Annotated in this window: 18 protein-coding genes and 1 tRNA gene; 9 read left to right on the plus strand and 10 right to left on the minus strand. The window is 40.1% G+C overall.

Features of this window, described 5'->3' with window-relative positions:
* Positions 1-29 precede the first annotated feature (29 nt).
* A complete protein-coding gene (locus ACK2WI_RS11230) occupies positions 30-1,418 on the plus strand; it encodes a DUF1080 domain-containing protein (protein WP_409150852.1) in 1,389 nt (462 codons plus the stop codon).
* A gap of 19 nt (positions 1,419-1,437) precedes the next feature.
* Positions 1,438-2,853: a Gfo/Idh/MocA family oxidoreductase gene (locus ACK2WI_RS11235; RefSeq protein ID WP_409150854.1), complete on the plus strand. Its 1,416-nt coding sequence runs from the start codon at positions 1,438-1,440 to the stop codon at positions 2,851-2,853.
* Positions 2,854-3,142: 289 nt separating this feature from the next.
* On the opposite strand, the gene ACK2WI_RS11240 is transcribed toward ACK2WI_RS11235, so the two are convergent.
* Both ACK2WI_RS11240 and mgtE read right to left on the minus strand, forming a co-directional pair.
* Positions 3,143-3,216 (minus strand) — tRNA-Asn (locus ACK2WI_RS11240).
* Positions 3,217-3,323: 107 nt separating this feature from the next.
* On the minus strand, positions 3,324-4,700 hold the full coding sequence (mgtE, locus tag ACK2WI_RS11245) for a magnesium transporter (protein WP_093098307.1): 1,377 nt from the start codon (positions 4,698-4,700) through the stop codon (positions 3,324-3,326).
* Positions 4,701-5,483: 783 nt separating this feature from the next.
* Between mgtE and ACK2WI_RS11250 the strand changes: the two genes are divergently transcribed.
* Entirely contained in the window at positions 5,484-8,147 is a 2,664-nt protein-coding gene (locus tag ACK2WI_RS11250) for a hypothetical protein (protein ID WP_409150856.1), read from the plus strand.
* 51 nt (positions 8,148-8,198) lie between these two features.
* On the opposite strand, the gene ACK2WI_RS11255 is transcribed toward ACK2WI_RS11250, so the two are convergent.
* A complete protein-coding gene (locus ACK2WI_RS11255; protein WP_409150858.1) occupies positions 8,199-9,389 on the minus strand; it encodes a phosphoglycerate kinase in 1,191 nt (396 codons plus the stop codon).
* A gap of 182 nt (positions 9,390-9,571) precedes the next feature.
* A complete protein-coding gene (gene sppA / locus ACK2WI_RS11260; RefSeq protein WP_409150859.1) occupies positions 9,572-11,341 on the minus strand; it encodes a signal peptide peptidase SppA in 1,770 nt (589 codons plus the stop codon).
* 75 nt (positions 11,342-11,416) lie between these two features.
* Here sppA and folK point away from each other — a divergent pair, with 75 nt between their 5' ends.
* Together folK and ACK2WI_RS11270 are read left to right on the plus strand one after the other, a co-directional pair.
* Positions 11,417-11,896 (plus strand): 2-amino-4-hydroxy-6-hydroxymethyldihydropteridine diphosphokinase, encoded by a 480-nt coding sequence (gene folK / locus ACK2WI_RS11265; RefSeq protein WP_409150861.1) that lies wholly within the window; start codon positions 11,417-11,419, stop codon positions 11,894-11,896.
* Between the two features lies 1 nt (position 11,897).
* On the plus strand, positions 11,898-12,254 hold the full coding sequence (locus ACK2WI_RS11270; protein WP_409150862.1) for an Hpt domain-containing protein: 357 nt from the start codon (positions 11,898-11,900) through the stop codon (positions 12,252-12,254).
* Here the strand turns inward: ACK2WI_RS11270 and ACK2WI_RS11275 are convergent.
* Both ACK2WI_RS11275 and rho read right to left on the minus strand, forming a co-directional pair.
* Positions 12,241-12,927: a CDP-alcohol phosphatidyltransferase family protein gene (locus tag ACK2WI_RS11275; protein WP_312696950.1), complete on the minus strand. Its 687-nt coding sequence runs from the start codon at positions 12,925-12,927 to the stop codon at positions 12,241-12,243. The genes ACK2WI_RS11270 and ACK2WI_RS11275 overlap by 14 nt on opposite strands.
* Positions 12,928-12,984: 57 nt before the next feature.
* Positions 12,985-14,481 (minus strand): transcription termination factor Rho, encoded by a 1,497-nt coding sequence (gene rho / locus ACK2WI_RS11280; protein ID WP_093098318.1) that lies wholly within the window; start codon positions 14,479-14,481, stop codon positions 12,985-12,987.
* 325 nt (positions 14,482-14,806) lie between these two features.
* On the opposite strand from rho, the gene ACK2WI_RS11285 reads away from it, so the two are divergent.
* Together ACK2WI_RS11285 and ACK2WI_RS11290 are read left to right on the plus strand one after the other, a co-directional pair.
* Entirely contained in the window at positions 14,807-16,522 is a 1,716-nt protein-coding gene (locus tag ACK2WI_RS11285; RefSeq protein ID WP_312696951.1) for an MFS transporter, read from the plus strand.
* Between the two features lie 244 nt (positions 16,523-16,766).
* Entirely contained in the window at positions 16,767-17,627 is an 861-nt protein-coding gene (locus ACK2WI_RS11290; protein WP_093098321.1) for an N-acetylglucosamine kinase, read from the plus strand.
* 71 nt (positions 17,628-17,698) lie between these two features.
* Here the strand turns inward: ACK2WI_RS11290 and ACK2WI_RS11295 are convergent, their stop codons facing one another.
* Both ACK2WI_RS11295 and ACK2WI_RS11300 read right to left on the minus strand, forming a co-directional pair.
* Positions 17,699-18,382 carry a metal-dependent hydrolase gene (locus ACK2WI_RS11295; protein WP_313367527.1) on the minus strand — a complete coding sequence of 228 codons (684 nt, stop codon included), beginning with the start codon at positions 18,380-18,382 and terminating at the stop codon, positions 17,699-17,701.
* 9 nt (positions 18,383-18,391) lie between these two features.
* Positions 18,392-18,706, minus strand: a complete 315-nt coding sequence (locus ACK2WI_RS11300) for a YbaB/EbfC family nucleoid-associated protein (protein ID WP_093098324.1) — start codon at positions 18,704-18,706, stop codon at positions 18,392-18,394.
* A 110-nt stretch (positions 18,707-18,816) separates the two neighbouring features.
* Between ACK2WI_RS11300 and ACK2WI_RS11305 the strand changes: the two genes are divergently transcribed.
* Positions 18,817-19,308 (plus strand): hypothetical protein, encoded by a 492-nt coding sequence (locus tag ACK2WI_RS11305; protein ID WP_409150864.1) that lies wholly within the window; start codon positions 18,817-18,819, stop codon positions 19,306-19,308.
* Positions 19,309-19,375: 67 nt separating this feature from the next.
* Here ACK2WI_RS11305 and ACK2WI_RS11310 read toward each other — a convergent pair whose 3' ends face one another.
* A complete protein-coding gene (locus ACK2WI_RS11310) occupies positions 19,376-20,467 on the minus strand; it encodes a hypothetical protein (protein ID WP_409150866.1) in 1,092 nt (363 codons plus the stop codon).
* Positions 20,468-20,678: 211 nt separating this feature from the next.
* On the opposite strand from ACK2WI_RS11310, the gene ACK2WI_RS11315 reads away from it, so the two are divergent.
* On the plus strand, positions 20,679-21,263 hold the full coding sequence (locus ACK2WI_RS11315) for a thymidine kinase (RefSeq protein WP_093098328.1): 585 nt from the start codon (positions 20,679-20,681) through the stop codon (positions 21,261-21,263).
* An 875-nt stretch (positions 21,264-22,138) separates the two neighbouring features.
* Here the strand turns inward: ACK2WI_RS11315 and ACK2WI_RS11320 are convergent.
* Entirely contained in the window at positions 22,139-22,651 is a 513-nt protein-coding gene (locus tag ACK2WI_RS11320) for a glutathione peroxidase (protein WP_093098330.1), read from the minus strand.
* Between the last annotated feature and the right edge of the window lie 7 nt (positions 22,652-22,658).

Here is a 22,658-nt window from a genome sequence, read left to right on the forward strand (position 1 = left end):
ATATGTTGAATACCATTAATAATCAATCAATGAAAAGAAGAACAATAATCAAATCCATCTCCTCACTAGGGCTTGCCCTATTATTATCCGCCCAAGGATATGCGCAATCCGCGGACAACAAAGGATTCAAACCTCTGTTTGACGGCAAAACCCTAGCCGGTTGGAAATCCGCAGGTGGAGCTGCCCCATATACCGTTGAAGACGGAGCCATTGTCGGAAGAATGACGAAAGGTACTCCCAACTCCTTCCTGATCACGGAAAAAGAGTTTGGCGACTTTATCCTTGAACTCGACATCAAACTCGAAGGTGACAAGACCAATTCAGGGATTCAAACCCGAAGCCATATAGACCCCAATGCCAATAACGGAAAAGGAAGAGTATATGGTCGTCAGATCGAAATCGATCCTTCCGCACGTGCTTGGGCAGGCGGTGTCTATGATGAAGGCAGAAGGGGCTGGATCTATCCATTAGATTTAAACGAGCCTTCAAAGTCAGCTTACAAAAAAGATGAATTCAACCATATCCGGATTGAAGCCATCGGCAATGAACTACGTTCTTGGGTAAATGGGGTTCCTGCAGCTTATGTTGTGGATACCGTTGATGCTTCTGGGTTTATTGGTTTGCAAGTCCACAGCATCCCTGCTGAATTGGACGGAAAAAAGGTTTATTTTAAAAACATTAAAATCAAAACCGAAAACCTGAAACCTAGCCCCTATCCCAATGGCCAATATATCGTGAATCTGACTCCCAATTCATTAAGTCCTACGGAGCAAAAGAACGGCACGACACTTCTATTCAATGGCAAGAACTCCGATGGATGGAGAAGTGTAAAAGGCGAAAGTTTCCCAGAAAAAGGTTGGGCCATCAAGGACGGAATCATAAAAGTCCAAAAGTCCGATGGTGGTGAGTCAACGAATGGTGGCGATATCATCACAAAAGATAAATACAGTGTATTTGACCTTTCCTTTGAATTTAAACTAACACCTGGCGCAAATAGCGGTGTAAAATACTTTGTCACCCTTGCCGAGAAAACTTCGGGGTCTGCAATCGGACTAGAATACCAGATTCTCGATGATGCCAAGCATCCTGATGCAAAATTAGGAAGAGATGGAAATCGTACCATCGCCTCTCTTTATGATCTTATTACATCCGACAAAGGCCGTGGTGCCACAAGACCTATAGGCGAATGGAACCGCGGACGCGTAGTGGTAGACAAGGACAACCAAGTCACCTACTACCTAAACGGGGTCAAAGTATTATCCTATGTACGGGGATCAAAGGAGTTCAAGGATTTGGTGGCTATCAGCAAATACAAGGACTGGGATAAGTTCGGGGAAGCTTCTGAAGGACACATCCTTCTTCAGGACCATGGCGATGAAGTTTCATTCCGATCGATTAAAATCAACAAAACTAAATAACCATAAGCTGTCAATAAATATGAACCATTATTTATCACGCAGGAGCTTTATTAGCAAATCCATTATGGCAGGCGGTGCTGTCTTGCTTTCCAACAGCGTTCTGGGCAAAGTAAAGCTCGCTAGCCCCAATGAAAGAGTTAATCTGGCCTGCGTAGGAATAGGAAATAGAGCCAACGAGATCATTAAGGAACTTTACAAGACCGGACAATGCAATATTGTCGCGCTTTGTGATGTGGACATGGGTGCAAAACAAACCCAGGAAATCATCAAGATGTTCCCCAATGCGCCACGATACCAAGATTTCCGGAAAATGTTTGATGAGATGGGCAACCAGTTTGATGCTGTTGCCATCGGTACGCCTGACTTTGCCCATTTTGCCATTACCATGCAGGCTCTCGACCAAGGAAAGCATGTCTATGTGGAAAAACCCATGGCAAGGACCTTCAACGAAGTGGAGCTCATGATGCAAAAAGCCAAGAAAAACCCTAAGCTAGCCACCCAAATGGGTAACCAAGGTCACTCCGAGGCAAATTACTTCCAGTTCAAGGCATGGAAAGATGCTGGCATCATCAAAGATGTCACACGAATCGATGCGCACATGAACAGCCCTAGGAGATGGCACGGCTGGGATCCCAACCCTACAGGCTTTCCCTATCCTGAGAGGATACCGGAGACCCTAGATTGGGAAATCTGGCAAATGCAGACCTTAGGCCATCATTACAACAAAGACTTTGTCAATGGACAATGGCGCTGTTGGTTTGACTTTGGAATGGGAGCTTTAGGCGATTGGGGAGCTCATATCCTAGATACTGCCCATGAATTCCTAGAACTAGGCTTGCCAACAGTTGTCGAAGCAAAATCTTTGGAAGGACACAACTCGTATTTCTTCCCAATGTCTTCTACGCTGAACTTCCATTTCCCAAAAAGAAAGAATATGCCTGCAGTAGATATCAACTGGTATGACGGACTTACAAACCTTCCTCAGATCCCAGAAGGATATGGCGTCTCTGGATTGGATCCCAACATCCCACCGCCAAGCACGGGGAAAATAGAACCCGCAAAACTAAATCCTGGAAAAATCATCTATTCCAAAGATTTAATTTTCAAAGGAGGTTCCCACGCCAGCACCTTATCCATCATTCCGGAAACCAAAGCGAAGGACATGGCTTCCAAACTTCCTGAAGTTCCAGCAAGCCCGTCCAACCACTTCGCCAATTTCCTGAATGCCTGCAAAGGATCAGAAAAGACCAGATCATCCTTTGAAATCGCCGGACCACTCAGCCAAGTATTCTGCCTTGGGGTCATCACCCAAAAAATGAATAACAGAATTGAGTTCGACCCCAAAACCAAACAGATCACTAATGACCGCTTCGCCAATGAAATGCTTTACGGACCACCACCAGCAAAAGGATGGGAGGAGTATTACAAGGTTTAAGGAGATTTGAGAATTGAGATGTGAGTATTGAGATAGTAGAAATACCTCTCAAATCTCGCATCTTAATATTTTAAACATTAAAGGTGAATATGAAATTCTTTAAGGAGATATGAGTATTGAGACATGAGTATTGAGATAGTAGAAATACCCTCAAATCTCGCATCTTAATATTTTAAACATTAAACGTGTACATGAAATTCTTTCCAATTTCTCAAATCTCATATCTCACATCTCAATACTAAACAAAAAAAGATCTGCAAAAATTTTGCAGATCTTTTTTTGTTTCCGGCTCCTGAAGCTGGGCTCGAACCAGCGACCCTCTGATTAACAGTCAGATGCTCTAACCAACTGAGCTATTCAGGAGTTTAAACCGTCCCTTTCGTTTTCGGTGATGCAATTATCGGAAGTTTCTCCGACAAGTGCAAATATTTTTTGGCGATTTATCGCAAGTTATTCAAAACCAATTAGAATTAATTAAACAGAACATCTCGCAGGATATAGGTCGCGAAGCTAAAGTAGATCACCAAACCCGTCACATCGACAATCGTCGATACAAAGGGAGCTGATGAACTCGCTGGATCCGCTCCAAACCTACGCAGGATAAATGGCAACATCGCTCCCACCAAAGATCCCCAAAGGACCACGCCGACTAAGGAACTTCCGATAGCAGCACCATACAGGTACCATGCATCACCATAAGTATCCTTGAATACTTCCTCGACCCCAATTCTTAAGAAACCTAACACCCCTAAGATTACCCCAAGGAGCAATCCCGAAAGTATCTCGCGCTTCATGACCATCCACCAGTCCCGAAGGGTGACTTCACCCATAGCCATCGCCTGAATGATCAGGGTGGATGCTTGAGAACCGGAGTTACCCCCGCTAGACATGATTACAGGCATCAACAAGACAAGAACAGTGGTGAACTTAGCCTCATAGTGCTGAAGCACATTAAAAGTCAACAGCTGGCCTAAAAACAACACGATAAGCCATCCTGCCCTTTTCTTCACCAAGTGAAAGATCGAAACATCCAAATAGGGCTCATCCAAAGCCTCGGTACCCCCGATACGTTGCATGTCTTCGGTGTACTCTTCGTTGGCCACCCATAAGATGTCATCGATCGTCACAATACCCAACATGATATCCTGTTCATCAACTACAGGAAGAGCTACGCGATTGTTCATCCGGAAAATGGTTACTGCTTCCTCTTGTGGGTCATCGGCATGCAAAGAGATCAGTCGATTGTCGATCAAGTCACCGATCACCTTATCTGGTTCCGCCACAAGGATGTCCTTGATCCGAACGTCATCGATCAGCTTTCCATCAGAGTCGATGACATACAAGACATCGATCGTTTCAGAAGCCGAACCGTATCGACGGATGTGATCCAACACGCGTGGCATGGTCCAATGTTCCTTGACCGTGATATAGTCAGGAGTCATCAGACGACCCACTGAATCTTCAGGATATCCAAGCAAGGACAATGCTTCCTTTCGCTCCTCCGGTGTCAACAGAATAATGAGCCTTTTTACGACATCACCTTTCAGTTCCGAGAAGAAGGAAGTACGGTCATCCGGAGGCATCTCGTTAAGGAGCTCACGGATCTTGGAAGCCGGTAATTTTTTGAGAATTCTTTCTTGGGTGGGGAAGTCTAAAATACGGAATACATTCACCGCTCTTTTAAGACTTAAAGTTTCTAAAAATAAGGGACCGTATTCGGGAAGTTCATCGATCAATTCTTCAACATCCGAAATATTTAGTTCGTTCAAATAATCCGCAAGCTCAGTATGATCTCCACGTTCAATCAATTGCTCAACATGTGCTACAAGCATTGCTAATTCTTCCATACGCCTCCTTTATTTTACAATCCTACATTGGTCCAAAAATCGTTTGTGCAAAAGTCGTTTTTTTTGGCATAATAATATAATTAATTTTTAATCAATAAATCTGACCCCCAAATACAACAGGACCTTTACCCATTATCCAAACAGAAACATGTCATTATGTCACTATTAAATTATAGCCTTATAGCATGAATTTAAAGAAAGAAAAACACCTTCAAATCTATGCGCTAGAAAATCCTGAAAAATACCAACCCAAAAATTCCTAAAAATAAATCCGGTCGAAACCTCCATTTATTAGGCAGCAAATTCTACCAAAAATTTTCGAGTTCAAAAATCCATTCATTGATCAAGTCCTTAAACATTTTCAAAACTCCTTTGTAAACGTCAAACATTTGAATTTATTAACAAATTAACCTACATTTACAATGCAAAAAGTTAACTGAATTTTTAATCACAAACAAGTGATTTACATACACAAATACACATAAAACAGTGTAAATTATGAAAGAATTAAAAAACACATTAAATACTATTTATCAATCCTTTACAATTTTATTTAAAACCATTAGTTTAACTAAAACAGCAATTCTCTACTAATATATTTAGCATATGCTATTTTCCCCATATTTTAACGTGAATAAAAATCTATTTATCAGTATATTAACCATACTTATAGTAAGTTTAAGTACACATCATGCAAATTCTCAAATAATCGACAACGAACAAGCCTCTACTAAGGTTAAATGGAGACAGATAAATAGCAAAAAATTCCAACTCATATTCCCTATGGAGTTTGAGAAATCTGCCCTGCTCCTCTCCCAGCAAATCGACAGCATGATTAATTTCTCCAGTCAAGATTTAAAGAGAGAACCTAAGAAGATTTCAATAATTCTTCACGAAAACCACATCGAACAGAATGGATATGCCCAGCTTGCTCCCCGAAAAGTGGAGGCTTTTTCTACACCTGGACCTGCAAGTGACAATACCCAATGGCTCCCAAATCTGATCCAACATGAGCTCAGACATGTAGCCCAATTTGACAAGTTGACAGGTAGAATTCAAGGCCCGTTTTTCCAACAATTAGCCTTCGCTTTATATGGTCTTCACCTCCCAGCTTGGTACTTTGAGGGGGATGCCGTCTCTATAGAAACTCAATTTTCAGACGGTGGTCGAGGCCGAAGTAGCTCCTGGTTCATGCCACTTCGGACCAATTTGCTATCCGGAAAAGACTACTCTTTCAGTAAAAATATCTTAGGTTCATTCCGTGACCTGACCCCTACTTACTACCTCACTGGCTATACCATGAACAGCTACTTGACCAACCATTTTGGATATGGCATTAAGGAAGAAATCTTGGATAACATGCGGGCTAATTTAAGGCGACCATTCAACTTCAATTTAGCCCTGAAAAAGTATACAAAATTGAACAGTAAAAAACTCTATGAGGCCACGATTTCTGAACTCAAAGAGGAATGGGAATCTTCAAAAGTCGACCAAAATTTCAACTTGATTTTTGAGGAAAACAACCGCTACCCTACCCACTATTTCCTTCCACAAACCAACTCTTCAAAGGCAATATTTACCTTGGCTCAGTCAGCAGATATCATCCCAGAAATTCGAAAAAGGAAGGATGAAAAGGAAGAAACTTTAACACAAATCGGCTTCCAACTCACGCCATATTTCCATTTAAACGATCAATATTTGGTCTGGGATGAACTCCGAAAGGATGCTCGATTTGGCAAACAGACCTATAATATTATCCGGATTTTTGACCTCAAGACTGGAAAAACAGAGGACCTTTCAAAGAATTCTCGATTTTACAGCCCTATATTGAGCGATAATTCCCAAAAGGTATATACAGTCCAAGTGGACCAAAACAACCTATCCAGCCTCTTCTATATCGACCGAGTTTCAAAGATATCCACAAAAATCATGGATTTTCCGCAAGGATATCTTATCCAACAGCCTAGTTTGAACACTGAGGAAACCAAGATTGCCGCCATTTCGATCAGTCCAAAAGGAACCAATATCATCGAGATTGACCTCCAATCCAAGCAGTTTAAGGAGCTGTTCCCTTGGTCAAACCAAGAATTCCAACGCCCTATTTTCATAGGAAATGACTTAGTTTTTAAAGCTCAATTTCAAAAAATTGACAATATTTATAGATACTCTAGCGCTGAAGATAAGCTCTATTTGATCACAAATTCTCCCTTTGGCGCCTTTCTTCCTAGCCCTGGAAACGACCATTCTCTACTATATAATGAGTACCAATTCAACGGATATAAGGCCGCTTACCTCGATTCAACACAGCTCATAGGACAAGAAATTACCGCGAAATTTGAGGTCTCAGCACTGACTGACCAAAGGATCACAAGCCTTTTTAGCAACCCGGCACCCGATCAATCACAATCCTATCAGGTAGAAAAATACAACAGTTTAAGCCATCTATTCAACTTCCATAGCCTGAGCATAAGCAGTAATAATTTCGAAAGTTTCGATAATTATAGACCCGGAATCTTCTGGATAGCGAATGATCTGCTCAATACTTCACAGCTAAAATTAGGGTATGAATATGATCTGGACATGGAAAAAAGCATCTATTCAGCAGAAATTTCTTATCAGAAATACTACCCAAAATTCAATTTTTCCTATAGAAACAGAGGTCAAATCGGCTATGCTAAAAAGCAAAATACGGAAAATGAATATACCAAATTTGACTTCCGGGAACATGTTTATAGCCTAGATATGCAGATTCCAATGAGCATATATAGAGGAAAAACAACTTATAGTTATGGTCTAAACCTTGGTACATCCTACCAAAAAAGGTATGATTTGAGCTTAAATACACTCAGGGGATTTCATTATGAGATTGCTTTTCCACTCAATTACCAGGTCTATTTCAACCGAAACCGCCGAAGAAGCCAGATGGATCTGATCCCTAAATGGGGGCAGAATATCAATGTCCTTTACAGACATGTACCATTCGAGAACACGCTCGAAGGTTCACTATTTGCCATCAGGACTAACTTCTATTTCCCGGGCTTCTTTAGAAACCATGGCTTCCAAGCAAGGCTTTCCTACCAAAAAACTGATGGAAGATACAATGACACCTATGATATCCCGATGGTATCGGGCTATGCTCATTTCGACTCTCCTAAGGTTGAAAACACCTTATTGATGAACTACAGATTCCCTATTGCCTATCCAGATTGGGCTATTGGACAATTGGCTTATATCAAGCGATTCCATGGTAATTTCTTTGCAGACTACCAGAACATCCAGGACAGCAAGGCCGAACCTACCTCTTTTGGAATAGGGCTTTCAGCAGACTTCAATATGTTCAAATATGTGCTTCCCGACTTCGGTGTGGGCGCCAAACTCAGCTATATCAACCAGGCCAGTGCGAGGCAGCGGCTGGTTCCAAGCTTCAGTTTGAGTTACAGCTATTAAAACAAGAAAGGGGAACCAAATGGTTCCCCTTTCTTTATTTTATAGATAATATTAGTCTAAAATTGCTTTTACACCTGGAAGGGTTTTTCCTTCCATATATTCCAACAATGCACCACCACCGGTACTTACATAGCTTACGTGCTCAGTCATTCCAAATTTAGATACCGCAGCAGCTGAATCACCACCACCGATCAATGAAAATGCACCACGCTCTGTTGCAGCAACTACGGCATTAGCAACCGCACGAGTACCTTTAGCAAAAGTATCCATCTCAAATACACCCATAGGACCATTCCATAAAAGTGTATTGGATGCCATGATAACATCATTAAAGTGCTCTGAAGAATCCGGACCGATATCTAAACCTTGTTTATCAGCAGGGATTTCATCATTTGGACCGTCATATACATTAGCATCATTCGCGAAGCGATCAGCAATTTGCGCATCAGTAGGTAGAACCAAGTTCACCCCTTTTTCATCCGCTTTTTTCACTAATTCATTCGCCAAATCCAATTTATCAAGCTCAACCAAAGACTGGCCAATTTCACCACCACGCGCTTTTACAAAGGTATAAGCCATACCCCCGCCAATGATCAAATTATCAACCTTATCCAACAAGGCCTCGATCAATTCCAACTTATCAGACACCTTAGCACCACCCATAATAGCGGTAAATGGACGCTCAGGTTTATTCAATACTTTTTCGGCGTTTTCAATTTCCTTCGCCATCAAGTAACCAAAGTACTTATTATTAGGGAAAAATTCAGCAATAATCGCTGTAGAAGCATGGGCCCTATGTGCAGTACCGAACGCATCATTAACATATACATCACCTAAATCAGCCAATTTCTTAGCAAATTCACGGTCTCCTTTTTCTTCTTCTTTGTAGAATCTTAAGTTCTCTAACAACAATACCTGACCCGGTTGAAGGTTTTTTGCTTTTTCAACAGCTTCAGCACCAATACAGTCGTTTGCAAATTGTACATCCACACCTAATACATCTGATAGATGCTTTACAATATGTTTAAGGGAATATTTATCTGTAGGTCCTTCCTTTGGTCTTCCCAAGTGGGACATTAGGATAACGGAACCTCCATCATTTAAGATCTTTTTAATGGTAGGCAGCGCACCTTGAATACGGTTGTCATCAGTAATGTTGAAGTTCTCATCTAAAGGAACATTGAAATCAACTCTTATTAAAGCTTTCTTTCCGTTGAAATTTAAATCGTCGATAGTTTTCATTTTATTTTTATTTCCGGTTGATTTTAGAGTTTAAAGATATAAAAAACTTTCATTTTTCTTTTCAATCTGTAAATCTCTAGCATAATTCTAATTCTATATGGTAAGAACCTCTTCTGGCTGAGCCTATCGTCCCACAAACTCGGACACAAAAAAAGCGCTGATTTCTCAATCAGCGCTCTTTATTAATAGATTTCTACTAAATATGGAATCCTAGCTTGTACGCCAGATTGCTGACTTATCCTCTTCAGCTCCGACAAATACTTTACATAATCCCCCATCTCATCTTCCAACATCCACATTTTTATCTTGTCTCTCGAAGTAGACCATAACGAGGCAAAAGGATCTTTCGCTCTTGGGTACTCCGAAACTCTATAATTCTCAATTTTTGCTTTCTTCGCAGCAGCTTCAATAGCTTGGTCCAAAGTAGCTATACGGTCAACCAATTTCAATTTAACGGCTTGCTCACCGGTCCACACACGACCTTGACCAATACTGTCCACATCTGCCACCTGCATCTTTCTACCATCAGCCACACGCTTCAGGAATACTTGATAGATCTTGTTCACACCACCTTGAATAATCCCTTTTTCCTCTTCAGACAAAGGCCTATCCATATCTACGTCCATGTCTGCAAACTTAGCAGTCTTCACGGCATCGAAATGGATCCCTAACTTCTCATTGAACAATTTCTGGAAACTCGGGATCAAACCGAATACTCCGATGGAACCCGTAAGCGTAGTCGGATCTGCAAAGATAGAATCCGCTGCAGCTGAAATATAATATCCACCAGATGCCGCATAATCGCCCATTGAAACCACGACAGGTTTTACTTTTTTGGTCAGGTCAACCTCTCTCCAGATAGATTCTGAAGCCAATGCTGAACCTCCCGGGGAATTCACGCGCATCACGATCGCCTTTACCTTATCATCCAACCTCAACTCTCTCAGTTCCCTTGACAATTTATCGCCACCAATCTGCCCTTCGATACCTTCTCCATCAATAATCTCCCCATAGGCATACAATACAGCGATGCGATCGCCACCAGCCTCACCAGCACTAGCTTTATTATTATAATCTAATAAGGAAACAACAGGAATATCTTTTTTCGTATCAATCCCTAACTTATCCTTGATCTTTGATATTACCTGATCCTTGTACAATAAATCAGTCACAAAACCATATTTCTTTGCATCTTCCGGTTCACGAATCAAATAGCCATTCGCAATACTCTTTAAGCTATCAGTTGAAATCTTCTTTACAGCCGATATATCAGTCAAGAATGTACCATAAATACTGCTCAAATACGAATTCACCTGTTCCTTATTGGCCTCACTCATGCTGTTCAGGATAAAGGGCTCCACTGCACTTTTATAGGTTCCCACTTTAAGGACCTGCATATCAATCCCCAACTTATCCAAAGCCTCTTTATAGAACATTACTGAAGTAGCCAAGCCCCTGAAGTCCAAATTACCTTGTGGATGTAAGTAAACTTCATTGGCAACAGAATTCAAGTAATAGCCTTTTTGACTCATTACATCACTGTATGCTACAATAAATTTATCCGAAGTCTTAAAATCCAATAATGCCTCACGAATTGCTTTCATTGTGGCAAAACCAGTCCCTACACTGGATACATTCAGATAGATACCTTTTATATTATTGTCTGTTTTTGCTGCTTTTATCCTGGAAACGATATCGTTCAAGCCAATGGATTTAGAACCAGCATAACCCGGGATATCCAAACCTTCAAATGGATTTGCTTCTGTTTTTTCAGTGATGGCATGCGCTAGGTCGATCAATAAAACCGAGTTACTGGCTGTTACAGTTTCGGTCTTACTGCCGACCGAACTGATCATCATCCCAATGATTCCCATCAGGATAAAAAACATTAATATACTACTGATAATAATTCCTGTAATGGTCGCAAGTACATATTTAAAAAATGATCTCATATAATTAATTTAAGTAGTGTCCGTAAATTTAAGCTATTATTCCGATTATCATAAAACAATTCCTATATTATACTCATGAATAAAGTTTACCTACTTTTAGGGGCAAATATTGGTAATCCTATTAAACAACTAGAAGACGCAAAGGTTGAAATTGAAGACAGAATTGGGGAAATCACACTGCAATCAAAAATTTATGAATCCGAAGCTTGGGGCGTAGAAAACCAACCGGTATTTTTGAACCAGGTAATCCTGCTGGAGACTGAACTTTCCGCCAATAAGGTCTTGAACGAAATCCTGAAGATCGAAATCCTTTTGGGCAGGATCCGTGGTCAACGCTGGGGATCCAGGATCATCGATATCGATATCCTCTACTATAACGAAGACATTATTCATACCGAAGACCTTCAAGTTCCACATCCATATATCCAAGAAAGAAACTTTACGCTGATACCGCTCGTAGAAATTGCTGAAGATTATTTACACCCTATTTTTAAGAAATCAAATAAGGAATTGCTTGAAGAATCAACTGATCAACTGAAAGTAAAAACAATCTAACATGAATCCTTACCTAATTATTAATCCGGACTCCATCCAAGAGAACATGATGAACAACACGGAGGTTATCAAGCAGATGATCCCTTTGTATCTTGGTCAAGGGGTAGAAGATTTTAAGGCTTTAGAAGTCGCAATAGAATCTCAAGATCATGCAGATATCAAGTCAAAAGCTCATCACATCAAACCCACCATGCAATATCTAGGCGCCACGGCTTTAAGGATGAAATTCCAGGACCTGGAGGACAAGGCTGGCGGACAGGGACCGATGGCGGACATCCTTGACCTATTTGAAACCATCAGAAATGACTTCCAATTGGCCATGTCTGAACTTCAAGATTATCAGACTAAACTTGGCTAACTTCTTTCTCCGAAGCAAAGTGGATTTTTGAGAAGACAATATACAACAGCAAAACAATTGGTAAGGCCAAAAACTTAAGGATTACCAATAATATTACGCTGATGATCAGGAAAAGGTATTTGTACTTGTTAACTCCCCAGCTCAAACTGCTCAGCTTCATCGAAAACAATTTAATTTCCGAAACCAATAACAAACTGGTCAGGATCGCTATGCCCAATAAAAGCCAGGTATTCTTTAGGACCGGATAATCTTCCAAGATAAAAGGTAGGGAAACGATAAAGAAGGTATTCATCGGTGTATTGACCCCAATGAAATCCGTGCTCTGTCGGGTATCGATATTGAATTTCGCCAATCTCAATGCTGAAAATACAGTAATAATAAATCCTAGGTAGGGAAGATAGGCACTCGAACTGGTATCTTTTAACAAGGTAAAGATTATTGCTCCCGGTAAGAATCCAAAACTGATCACATCTGCAAGGGAATCTAATTCCTTCCCGATCAAAGACTTGACATGCAATGCCCTAGCCGACATACCGTCAAAAAAGTCAAATATACCCGATGCCAACACACAATAAAAAGCCAACATATATTCTTGGTTCAAGACCATGACAGTACCGATGCAACCTGAAAAGAGGTTTAGGGAAGTAATCGTATTTGGAATGTATTTCTTCATAAAAAAAAGCCACCTTTTCGCAAAGATGGCTTAAAAATATCAATTTATGATGGCTTTTTAGCCATTCATGCTAATTAAAAATTCTCCGTTGGATTTAGTTCCACGCATTTGGGTCAACAAAAATTCCATTGCTTCTTGCGAGTTCATGTCTGCAAGGTGGTTTCTCAATACCCATAGACGTTGTAATTCATCACGGTCAACCAATAGGTCATCACGTCTTGTGCTTGACGCTGTAAGGTCGATCGCAGGGAAGATACGTTTGTTAGACAATTTACGGTCTAATTGTAGCTCCATATTACCGGTACCCTTGAATTCTTCAAAGATAACTTCATCCATTTTTGAACCTGTTTCTGTCAATGCTGTAGCTAAGATAGTCAATGAACCACCGTTTTCGATATTTCTGGCAGCACCAAAGAAACGTTTTGGTTTATGCAAAGCATTTGCATCCACACCACCGGAAAGGATTTTTCCTGATGCTGGAGCAACGGTATTATAAGCACGTGCTAACCTGGTAATCGAATCCAATAGGATTACAACATCATGTCCACACTCTACCATACGTTTTGCTTTTTCCAATACGATGTTGGCAATTTTCACGTGTCGGTCCGCAGGCTCATCAAATGTAGATGAAACAACTTCTGCACGTACGCTTCTTGCCATATCTGTTACCTCCTCTGGACGTTCATCGATCAATAAAATGATCAAATAAACCTCAGGGTGGTTTTTCGCGATTGCATTGGCAACCTCTTTCAATAAATTGGTCTTACCTGTTTTTGGTTGTGCAACGATCAAACCACGTTGTCCTTTACCAATTGGGGTGAACAAGTCCATGATCCTGGTGGAGTAATTGCTAGGACCTAAATCCAAATTCAATTTCTCATCTGGGAACAATGGTGTCAAGTAATCAAAAGGCACACGGTCTCTTACTTCAGCAGGGTCTTGACCATTGATGGCCTCAACTCTTACTAAAGGAAAATACTTCTCACCTTCTTTTGGAGGGCGGATGCAACCTCTAACATTATCTCCAGTTTTCAAACCAAATAACTTGATCTGGGATTGAGAAACATAGATATCATCCGGAGATGTCAAATAATTATAGTCTGAAGACCTTAAGAAACCATAACCATCGGCCATAATTTCCAATACACCTTCGTTAATAATTACGTTATCAAAATCTGTTGGAGTGGAAGCTTTAAGGGCAGGTTCAGGAGAAGGAGTAGTGATGGGTTCTGCGGGAGTGGAATCTGCTGCTGGTTTGCTGGCAAATTCCATTTTCGTTTGCTCATCATCAGCCGCCACTCTGTTTCTACCTACTGCTACAGGTTCTGCAGCTTTTACTGTACGTACTCTTTTTCTTGTTCGCTCTGCATTGGCTTTATCCGAATCAACATCAGCAACTTCTAGAGGCTGCTCTTGTTGAGACTCTTTGGCTATTTCAGAAATACGATCAATCAACTCTTGTTTTCTAAGCTTTTCAGCATCAACAATGCCTAGAACTTTCGCAATCTCGCGCAATTCAGACACGAGCTTCGTATTCAATTCATTAATATCCATTAATATTAAAATATGATTTTTAAGGATTTTTACTTTTTTTGAAATATATCTTTCAGCTAATACATAAAATTCATATGTCTTATTGGGTAACTAAATCTTTTATAGAGATTTTATACTAGCGTCCCGAAAGATAAATTTAAGAACCGCCACAAAGAAAAAAAGAACTATTGTAATTTCAAAAGAAAATCAGCACTTTTTTTTATTTATAGTTTATTATATAACGTTAAGTAGCAGTAAAATGTTTTAGCAGCCGTCGAAAAACTTTAGAAATCAAAAAAAAGTTCTTTATTTGTACGATTAAATCATAAAGTTAGACATTTTTTTTATGAATAACCAACAAACAAACACCAATTACCCAGCTCTTTACACCTTAATTGTGGTGTTTTTTTTCTGGGGATTTATCGCAGCTGGAAACAGTGTATTTATTCCGTTCTGTAAAAATTACTTTCACTTAGACCAATTTCAATCTCAACTTATTGATTTTGCTTTCTACTCGGCCTATTACATTGGCGCACTTCTTCTCTTTATTTTCGGAACCATTTCTGGAAAGGACCTCGTTGGAAAATGGGGTTACAAAAGAAGTATTGTCTATGGCTTGTTATTCTCGGCATTAGGAGCTGCCGCAATGATCGTCGCCGTAGAAGTCAATGTGTACACCGGGATGTTAATAGGTCTATTTATCGTAGCGCTAGGTTTCTCCTTACAACAAACCGCAGCTAACCCCTTCGCCGTTCTATTGGGTGACCCTAAAACAGGTGCTTCCCGTGTGAACCTTGGTGGGGGTATCAACTCCTTCGGGACGACCATCGGACCATTGATCGTTGGATTTGCCCTTTTTGGGACTTTCGAAACCATTTCCGATGCTGAAATCGCAAACCTTCCCCTAAACAAAGTCGTATACCTATATATAGGTGTAGGTCTTCTTTTCGTTTTAGCAGCTGGTTTGTTCCATTTCTCTAAAAAAGTACCTCCAGGATTCAACCTGGAACAAATGGAGCCCGCAAATAAGGCCAGAACAACATTGATCATAATGACCATCTTGTTGTTATGTGCATTTATCCCTGTATTCACCAGTTATAAATCTGATACGGCTCTTCATATCCTTGACTTAAAAGAGCAAGCCGCAAACAACAACAATCAAGAACTATTAGCTCAAATCAAGGACCTTTCCCATGGTTTGGAAATCAAGCGTATGCTATGGTTACTGGGAGCTTTAGCCGTTATTGTTTTCGGATTATTGTTCTCTTATAATAGCGCCAAGAAAAACCCTGAAGGATGGGGTGCGATGAAATACCCTCAACTGGTTTTGGGTATGTTGGCATTATTTATCTATGTAGGTATTGAAGTAGCCATCGGAAGTAATTTAGGAGAATTATTAACCCTGGAAGAATTCGGCAACCTTCAATCCTCTCAGATTACACCATACGTTTCCATGTATTGGGGCGGTATGATGATCGGTAGATGGGCAGGCGCCATTACAGCCTTTAACCTGACAAAATCTAAGAAAAAATTATTGACCATCATTGTTCCTGTTATCGCTTTCACCATTATAATCGGTGTGAATTCATTAGCTGGTTTTGATATGTCGGTATTATATTACTTCATCATCTGTGTAGCATTACAAATTGCTGCATTCTTCTTGAGTAAAGAAAAACCTGTTCGTACCTTGATCATATTTGGAACATTTGGTCTCTTGGCCATGATCGTAGGTTTAATGACTTCAGGAACCGTTGCTATCTATTCCTTCCTAGCGGGTGGATTAGCATGTTCTATTATGTGGGGTTCCATCTTTAGTCTTTCCATTGTGGGATTAGGAAAATACACCGAACAAGGTTCTGCATTCTTAGTAATGATGATTCTTGGTGGTGGAATTATCCCTCCTATCCAAGGAAAACTTTCGGATATCATTGGTATTCACAACTCTTACCTCGTGCCAGCAATTGGCTTTATCTACATCATCGTCTTTGCGGTATTAGTTCGTAAATTCTTGTCTAAACAAGGAATTGCAATTGACGAAATTGAAGCTGAAGGGGCGCACTAAAGCGAAACTAATTGTAAAAAATACACTAAGTATTTTTTACGCTAAAATAATTATAAAAACCTTATAACCAATAAGTTATAAGGTTTTTATTTTTAATCAATGCCCTAGCCTTCCTAAATTATTTCAATATATCAAATAAAAATTCTTATTTTTATTAATAAATACCGTATTTTGGGATTTAAACTTAGAACAATACCATTGTAAAACGAAAAAACAAGTTACTTTAAAACTAAATTTATAAATAATGATAATAATTGCAGATGGAGGGTCTACAAAAACAAACTGGTGTTTGCTAGATGATAACAACAAGAAGATTTACTTCAACACCGAGGGTTATAACCCATATTTTGTAGATAGCGAATACATTATTGCATCCCTTAAAAAAGGACTACCTCAAGATATTCCATTTGATAAGATCAGCGAGGTAAATTATTATGGTGCTGGTGTACACAACGAGGAGAAGGCAAAAATTGTCGAAGATGCTATTCAAGCGGTATTCCCAAATTCTAAAGTTGAAGTTGGACATGACCTATTAGCTGCTGCACGTGCATTATTAGGTACGGAGGCTGGTTTTGCTGCAATCCTTGGAACAGGTACCAATACTTGTATATACGACGGAAAAGACATTACTCATAATATTGATTCTGCTGCTTACATCCTTGGTGATGAAGGATCTGGTAGCTTCATCGGTAAAAAACTTTTGGTAGATTTTATCAGAGGTTTAATGCCTAAAGATGTTGCTGAAGTGTTCTTTAACACTTACAAACTTACACCTGATGAAATCATGGACAACGTGTACACTAAACCTTTAGCAAACCGTTTCTGTGCTAGCTTCAGCAAATTTGTTTACGACAATAACGTAAACATCGAGTATACTCGCAAAATCGTTGATGATGCTTTCGAAGCTTTCTTCAACAACCTAGTGAGCAAATACCCTGACTACCAATCTTACACTTTCAACTGTATCGGTTCTGTGGGTTACAACTTCAGAAACGTATTGGAAGATAAAGCTGCTCAATATGGAATGAAAGTTGGAAAAATCTTACGTTCCCCTATTGACGATTTGGTACAATTCCACATCAACAGATCAAAAAGCGTTGCTTAATCATTAGCAGCCTGAACATAAAAAAAGCCCAATTGCTATCAAACAATTGGGCTTTTCTTTTTATCAATCTTTTACAGCTCTACCGATTCGCCGATTTTTGGCAATGCCAAGTAAACCTCTGATTCATTGAACTTCTTCTTTGCTTCTTCATGGTTGATCTTGATCGGAGGAAAGGAATCATAATGTATTCCGATTACATTATTGCAATTCACAAACTCAGCTGCAATGACAGCATCATCCACATCCATTGTGTAATGACCTCCGATAGGCAATAATGCCCAATCTATCTTATAACGTTCCAACAATTTCATTTCCATCGTCAAAGCAGTATCCCCAGCAAAATATATCGTCTTATCTTTCAAAAAGAACACATAACCCACAGGAAATCCTGCATAAGCACCGTCTGGGGTACTATTGCTGTGCGCCGCATACACCATCTTTACCTTAGCAAATGGCAGGTCCAAAGTTCCACCCAAGTTAAATTCGATGACCTTATCATCAGGTACTCCTTGTTTCCTGACCCAATCTGCCGTTTCCACAATGGTTGCCACCGTGGCACCACTCTGTTGTTGGATACTGAACATGTCGGCCACATGATCCTGATGGCCATGACTTAAAAAAATATAATCAGGCTTGATCTTGCTGATATCGACATCTTTGGCCAATGGATTATAACTGATGAAAGGATCCATCAATACCTTGGTACCATCAAAATCAAACTCTACACATGATTGTCCGTAATATGTTGCTTTCATTTTCTTCTATTATTTACCAAATAAGTTGCCTAATCCTCCCAATCCACCTAATAGATCCTGGGAAGCTGCTTGCATTTCAGTTTGACTGATACTTTCAGCCTGAACCAACGCCTTGTTTAAGGCAACAACCAATAGCTCTTCTATCTCCTCTTTATCCGCATCCTTAAAGAAATCTGGGTCAATTTGAATTTCCTTGATTTCCTTATTCGCCGTTGAAATTACGCGAACCTTTCCCCCTTCAGCCTCTCCTGATACCGAAATATGATCCAATCTAGCTTTGATCTCCTGTGCTTTCTGCTGTGCTTCAAATAACTTGTCAAACATAAATACTCCTTAATTTTTAAACCCCAAATTACAAATTATTTATGAATCTCGACAATTGCTTGGGTCTTTTGAACAGCTTGTTTACCTTTGTAGGATAATTGTCTATCATAATGATTCAACTAAAACACTATACAGCTATAGCAAACGAATTACAAGAGTCTGAACCCGAAAAATTCGAATTACTGGAGGAAGAAATCAACATCATTATCCATAAATTAAAATTTATCCATATTGAAAACCGACCTATGGTTGAAATCGTAGACCTTTCCAACCCTACAGCTGACCCAACCTACATCGAAGAAATCAGTGAAATTGCCGGAGCGCAGAACAACCCTTTGGTAAAAGAGCCTGAAAACACCGAAATCCTGATCTTTATCAACGATAATCCTGCATTCCTAGGAACACTCCCAGATTTACTGAACGATCAATACAGCGACTATAAAGCCGTTAAAAACAACAATATATTTATCGTTCAAAAACCTGAATTCGCAAAACATAAAGAAGACTTTTTATTGGATACCGAAATATTCGCGGAAATCATCCAATCAAAATATTTTGTATATGGACATGAAGGCAAGCATTGGATCAAATTTGATCTTTAACCTTCGCCTTGAACCAAAAAAAGGTCGCTTCTTTATCGGAAGCGACCTTTTTTTATTCGTATAGAAATTAAATGTATTTCTTTCTTAAGATAGCGTAAAGCTTATCTACGGTCTGTGGTTTCGACGCCCAATTATTTTTCAAGGAATAGTTCGATTGCAAGAAGGCATCCGCTTCCGCGAAATTGTCAAATCTATTGAGCAATTCAATAGCTTCCGAATAAGCCAAGCTATATCCATTGAACAGATCTTTAATGAACAATAGCTTATCATTTAAGCTAACCGCAACTTTCAGGTCACCGATTTTTTCTGTAGATCTATCCTGTGAAGTGTTGAATTGGTTGGCATTGGTCAAACCTGCTCTTTTTTGCTGTTGGATCAACTCATTCAAGGTCAATGGTCGACTAGGTTTAACCTCTGCTTGTTTAGCCAGATCGTTCAGTGAAACAACCTCTTCTGGTTTTTCCTCTTTAATCTCGACCTGCTTTTCTTCAATAACCACTTCGTTCACCGTCGGCTCAACTTCCGTTTTCTGCTCCACATTCTTCTTGTCTTCTTCAGCTTCATCAGCAGAAGCAACTGAGGTATAACCCGAAGATGCTGTATGAACAGGGTTAGATGAGATATTAAAATCTTTGAAATCCGAAACTTCTTCAACAGGCTCGGCATCCTGCTTCTCCTCTTCCCTAGGCTCTTCCTCTTGTGGCTCTTCTACCAATTCCTCTTTCTCCTCTTCCACTATCGCCTGGTTTTCTTCGTTGGAAACCTCGCCATAGTTGGTCGATTCTGGTGCTTCTTCATCGTATTCTTCGACAAAAGGTTTCTTTTCGCTCACTGGCTCTACGGCTTCCACTTCTTGGATCTCTTCCTCTACAGGTTGCTCATCAGCTTCATGCGCTTCATGTTCAACTGCAGGCGTAAAGCTACTCTCTTCAGCTTGTACCGCTCCTGCTGCTGCCGAAGTCAATAAATGCGTAGGTTGAGTCTGAAGTGATGCTAAAGCTTCGATATGTGCAGCCAAATATTTGGCCTGAGCAGCCAACAATAAAATATCTGCTTTTTTGCTTGCTAGATTGTTCTTGTCCAGTCCTGCATAATGCTCATTGATTTCTACCAAAAGATCCCCAATTTTCCCTAAAATATCCTGATCTGAATAAGCCATGTTTTATGTGTATAGATTGAAATTAATTCTAATATTAAATGATCAATAAAAAAATAAACAAACTGATTGACACCTCGTTTACGCTTTTATCCTATCTCCTTAAACCAAAAATAAGATTAAATTTCGATATTCGTAAGCTATATTAGCTAAGAATTTCATATTATATGAAACTTCTGAAATCAGGTTTTTAGTATAAAGTTTTATCAAAATGATGTTGTTTTCTGAGCATAATTTCCCCCACAGAAGAGGTCCTATTGGAAGTATCGAAGTGATCTGCGGGTCTATGTTTTCTGGAAAAACCGAAGAACTGATCCGTAGGATGAAAAGGGCACAATTTGCCAAACTTCCTGTAGAGATTTTCAAACCTGAAATCGATGTGCGCTATGGCCTGAATGAGGTTGTCTCCCATGACAGTAATTCCATCCCTTCTACCCCAGTTTCACATTCATCCGCCATATTGCTATTGAGTGCTGACACCAAAGTAGTAGGAATTGATGAAGCCCAATTTTTCGACGAGGAACTTCCTAATGTCTGCGTTGAACTAGCCAATCGCGGCATCCGCGTCATCGTTGCTGGCCTAGATATGGATTACTTAGGAAAACCCTTCGGACCGATACCTAGCCTAATGGCCATCGCAGAAGACGTCACTAAAGTCCATGCAGTCTGTGTAAAATGCGGTGCTCCAGCCAACTATTCCTACCGTTTACAGCAAAATGAATCCCGAGTCCTTCTTGGCGAAAAAGAAAGCTACGAACCTAGATGTAGAGCTTGCTATTTTGGCTTGGATAGACAGTAAATAGTCCGTAGGAGCGTATCGCATACGTCTACCATCCTGGATAAATTTAGCTGAATGAAATACCGCAAGTAATCTTGGTCCATCCTCCAATCCTCGGTGGGGAGCGGAGCCGAACCCTCATCCTGGTTCATCTGGCGGGCGAATTCAATTCGCCCCTACCATCCTGGATAAAATTAACTATATGAAATACCGCAAGTAATCTTGGCCCATCCTCCGATCCTCGGTGGGGGAGCGGAGCCGAACCCTCATCCTGGTTCAAATGCATCTGGCGGGCGAATTCAATATGCCTATCATCCTGGATAAATTTAGCTGAATGAAATACTGCAAATAATCTTGGTCCATCCTCCGATCCTCGGTGGGCAATGTCATTAAGTTAAGGTTTTTTGTGCTGAGGTTCATCCGAAGCATCTCGAAGTGCGAACCTTCAAACTCAACGACGCCCTTTATTGAAATGGCGAACAGTTCTTCAATCTTCGATTGAAGATGACATAGCCTTTAGGAGGAGAATCGTACAGATTCTTCACTATTCGTTCAGAATTGGAAATGAATTAAGAAGGGATTTTCAGAAAAATATTTCACCCAAGCTGTGGGTTATCCGTCAAGCGATTTGATTTTCTACAAAGATTTCACCCCTTCCAGGGGTTCCCAATTTATACAAACAACCATCCTTCCGAAGGAAGTCCTTTAGCCTCCGGCTCATTTCCTTGGCGGAAAAATGGAAAGAATGCCGTTGACTTGCGCGATGGGATTGCTCGGTGGGGGAGCGGAGCCGAACCCTCATCCTGCAAATGCATCTGGCAGGCGTATTCAATACGCCTACAAAATGGTCTCCTTGACTAAAAACAAAAAAGACGCTCTCTGGCGTCTTTTTGTTTTTATAAGATTTGCGATGTTATCACCTTATCAAGCGGTGTAACTTTTGAACGATATCGATGTGCTAATTTGCCATCTTTATCGATCAGGAATTTCTCGAAGTTCCAATTGATATCACCTTTGAAATCTGGATTATCGGTTTCTGTTAGGTATTTGAAAAGGGCAGTTTGTTTATCGCCTTTGACATCTACCTTTTCAGAAAGGATAAAGTTCACCCCGAAATTCTTTTCACAGAACTCAGCGATCTTTTTATTGTCTCCGTATTCCTGATTTCCAAAATTGTCTGAAGGGAAACCGATCACTACCAATTTGTCTCCATATTGTTCATGTAGTTCCTGTAGCTCTTTATATTGCTTGGTGAACCCACATTTGGACGCTGTGTTGACGATCAAAAGTTGTTTTCCTTTGAAATCAGCTAGATCCACTTTCTTTCCATCAATGGAAGTGAAAGAATAGTCATATACGGTAGGCTGTTGGAACAGCATGGTATAAAACATTATCATGGCCATTATCATAATCTAT

This window comes from Sphingobacterium sp. BS-2 (genome assembly GCF_046161205.1).
Classification (GTDB): Bacteria; Bacteroidota; Bacteroidia; order Sphingobacteriales; family Sphingobacteriaceae; genus Sphingobacterium; species Sphingobacterium mizutaii.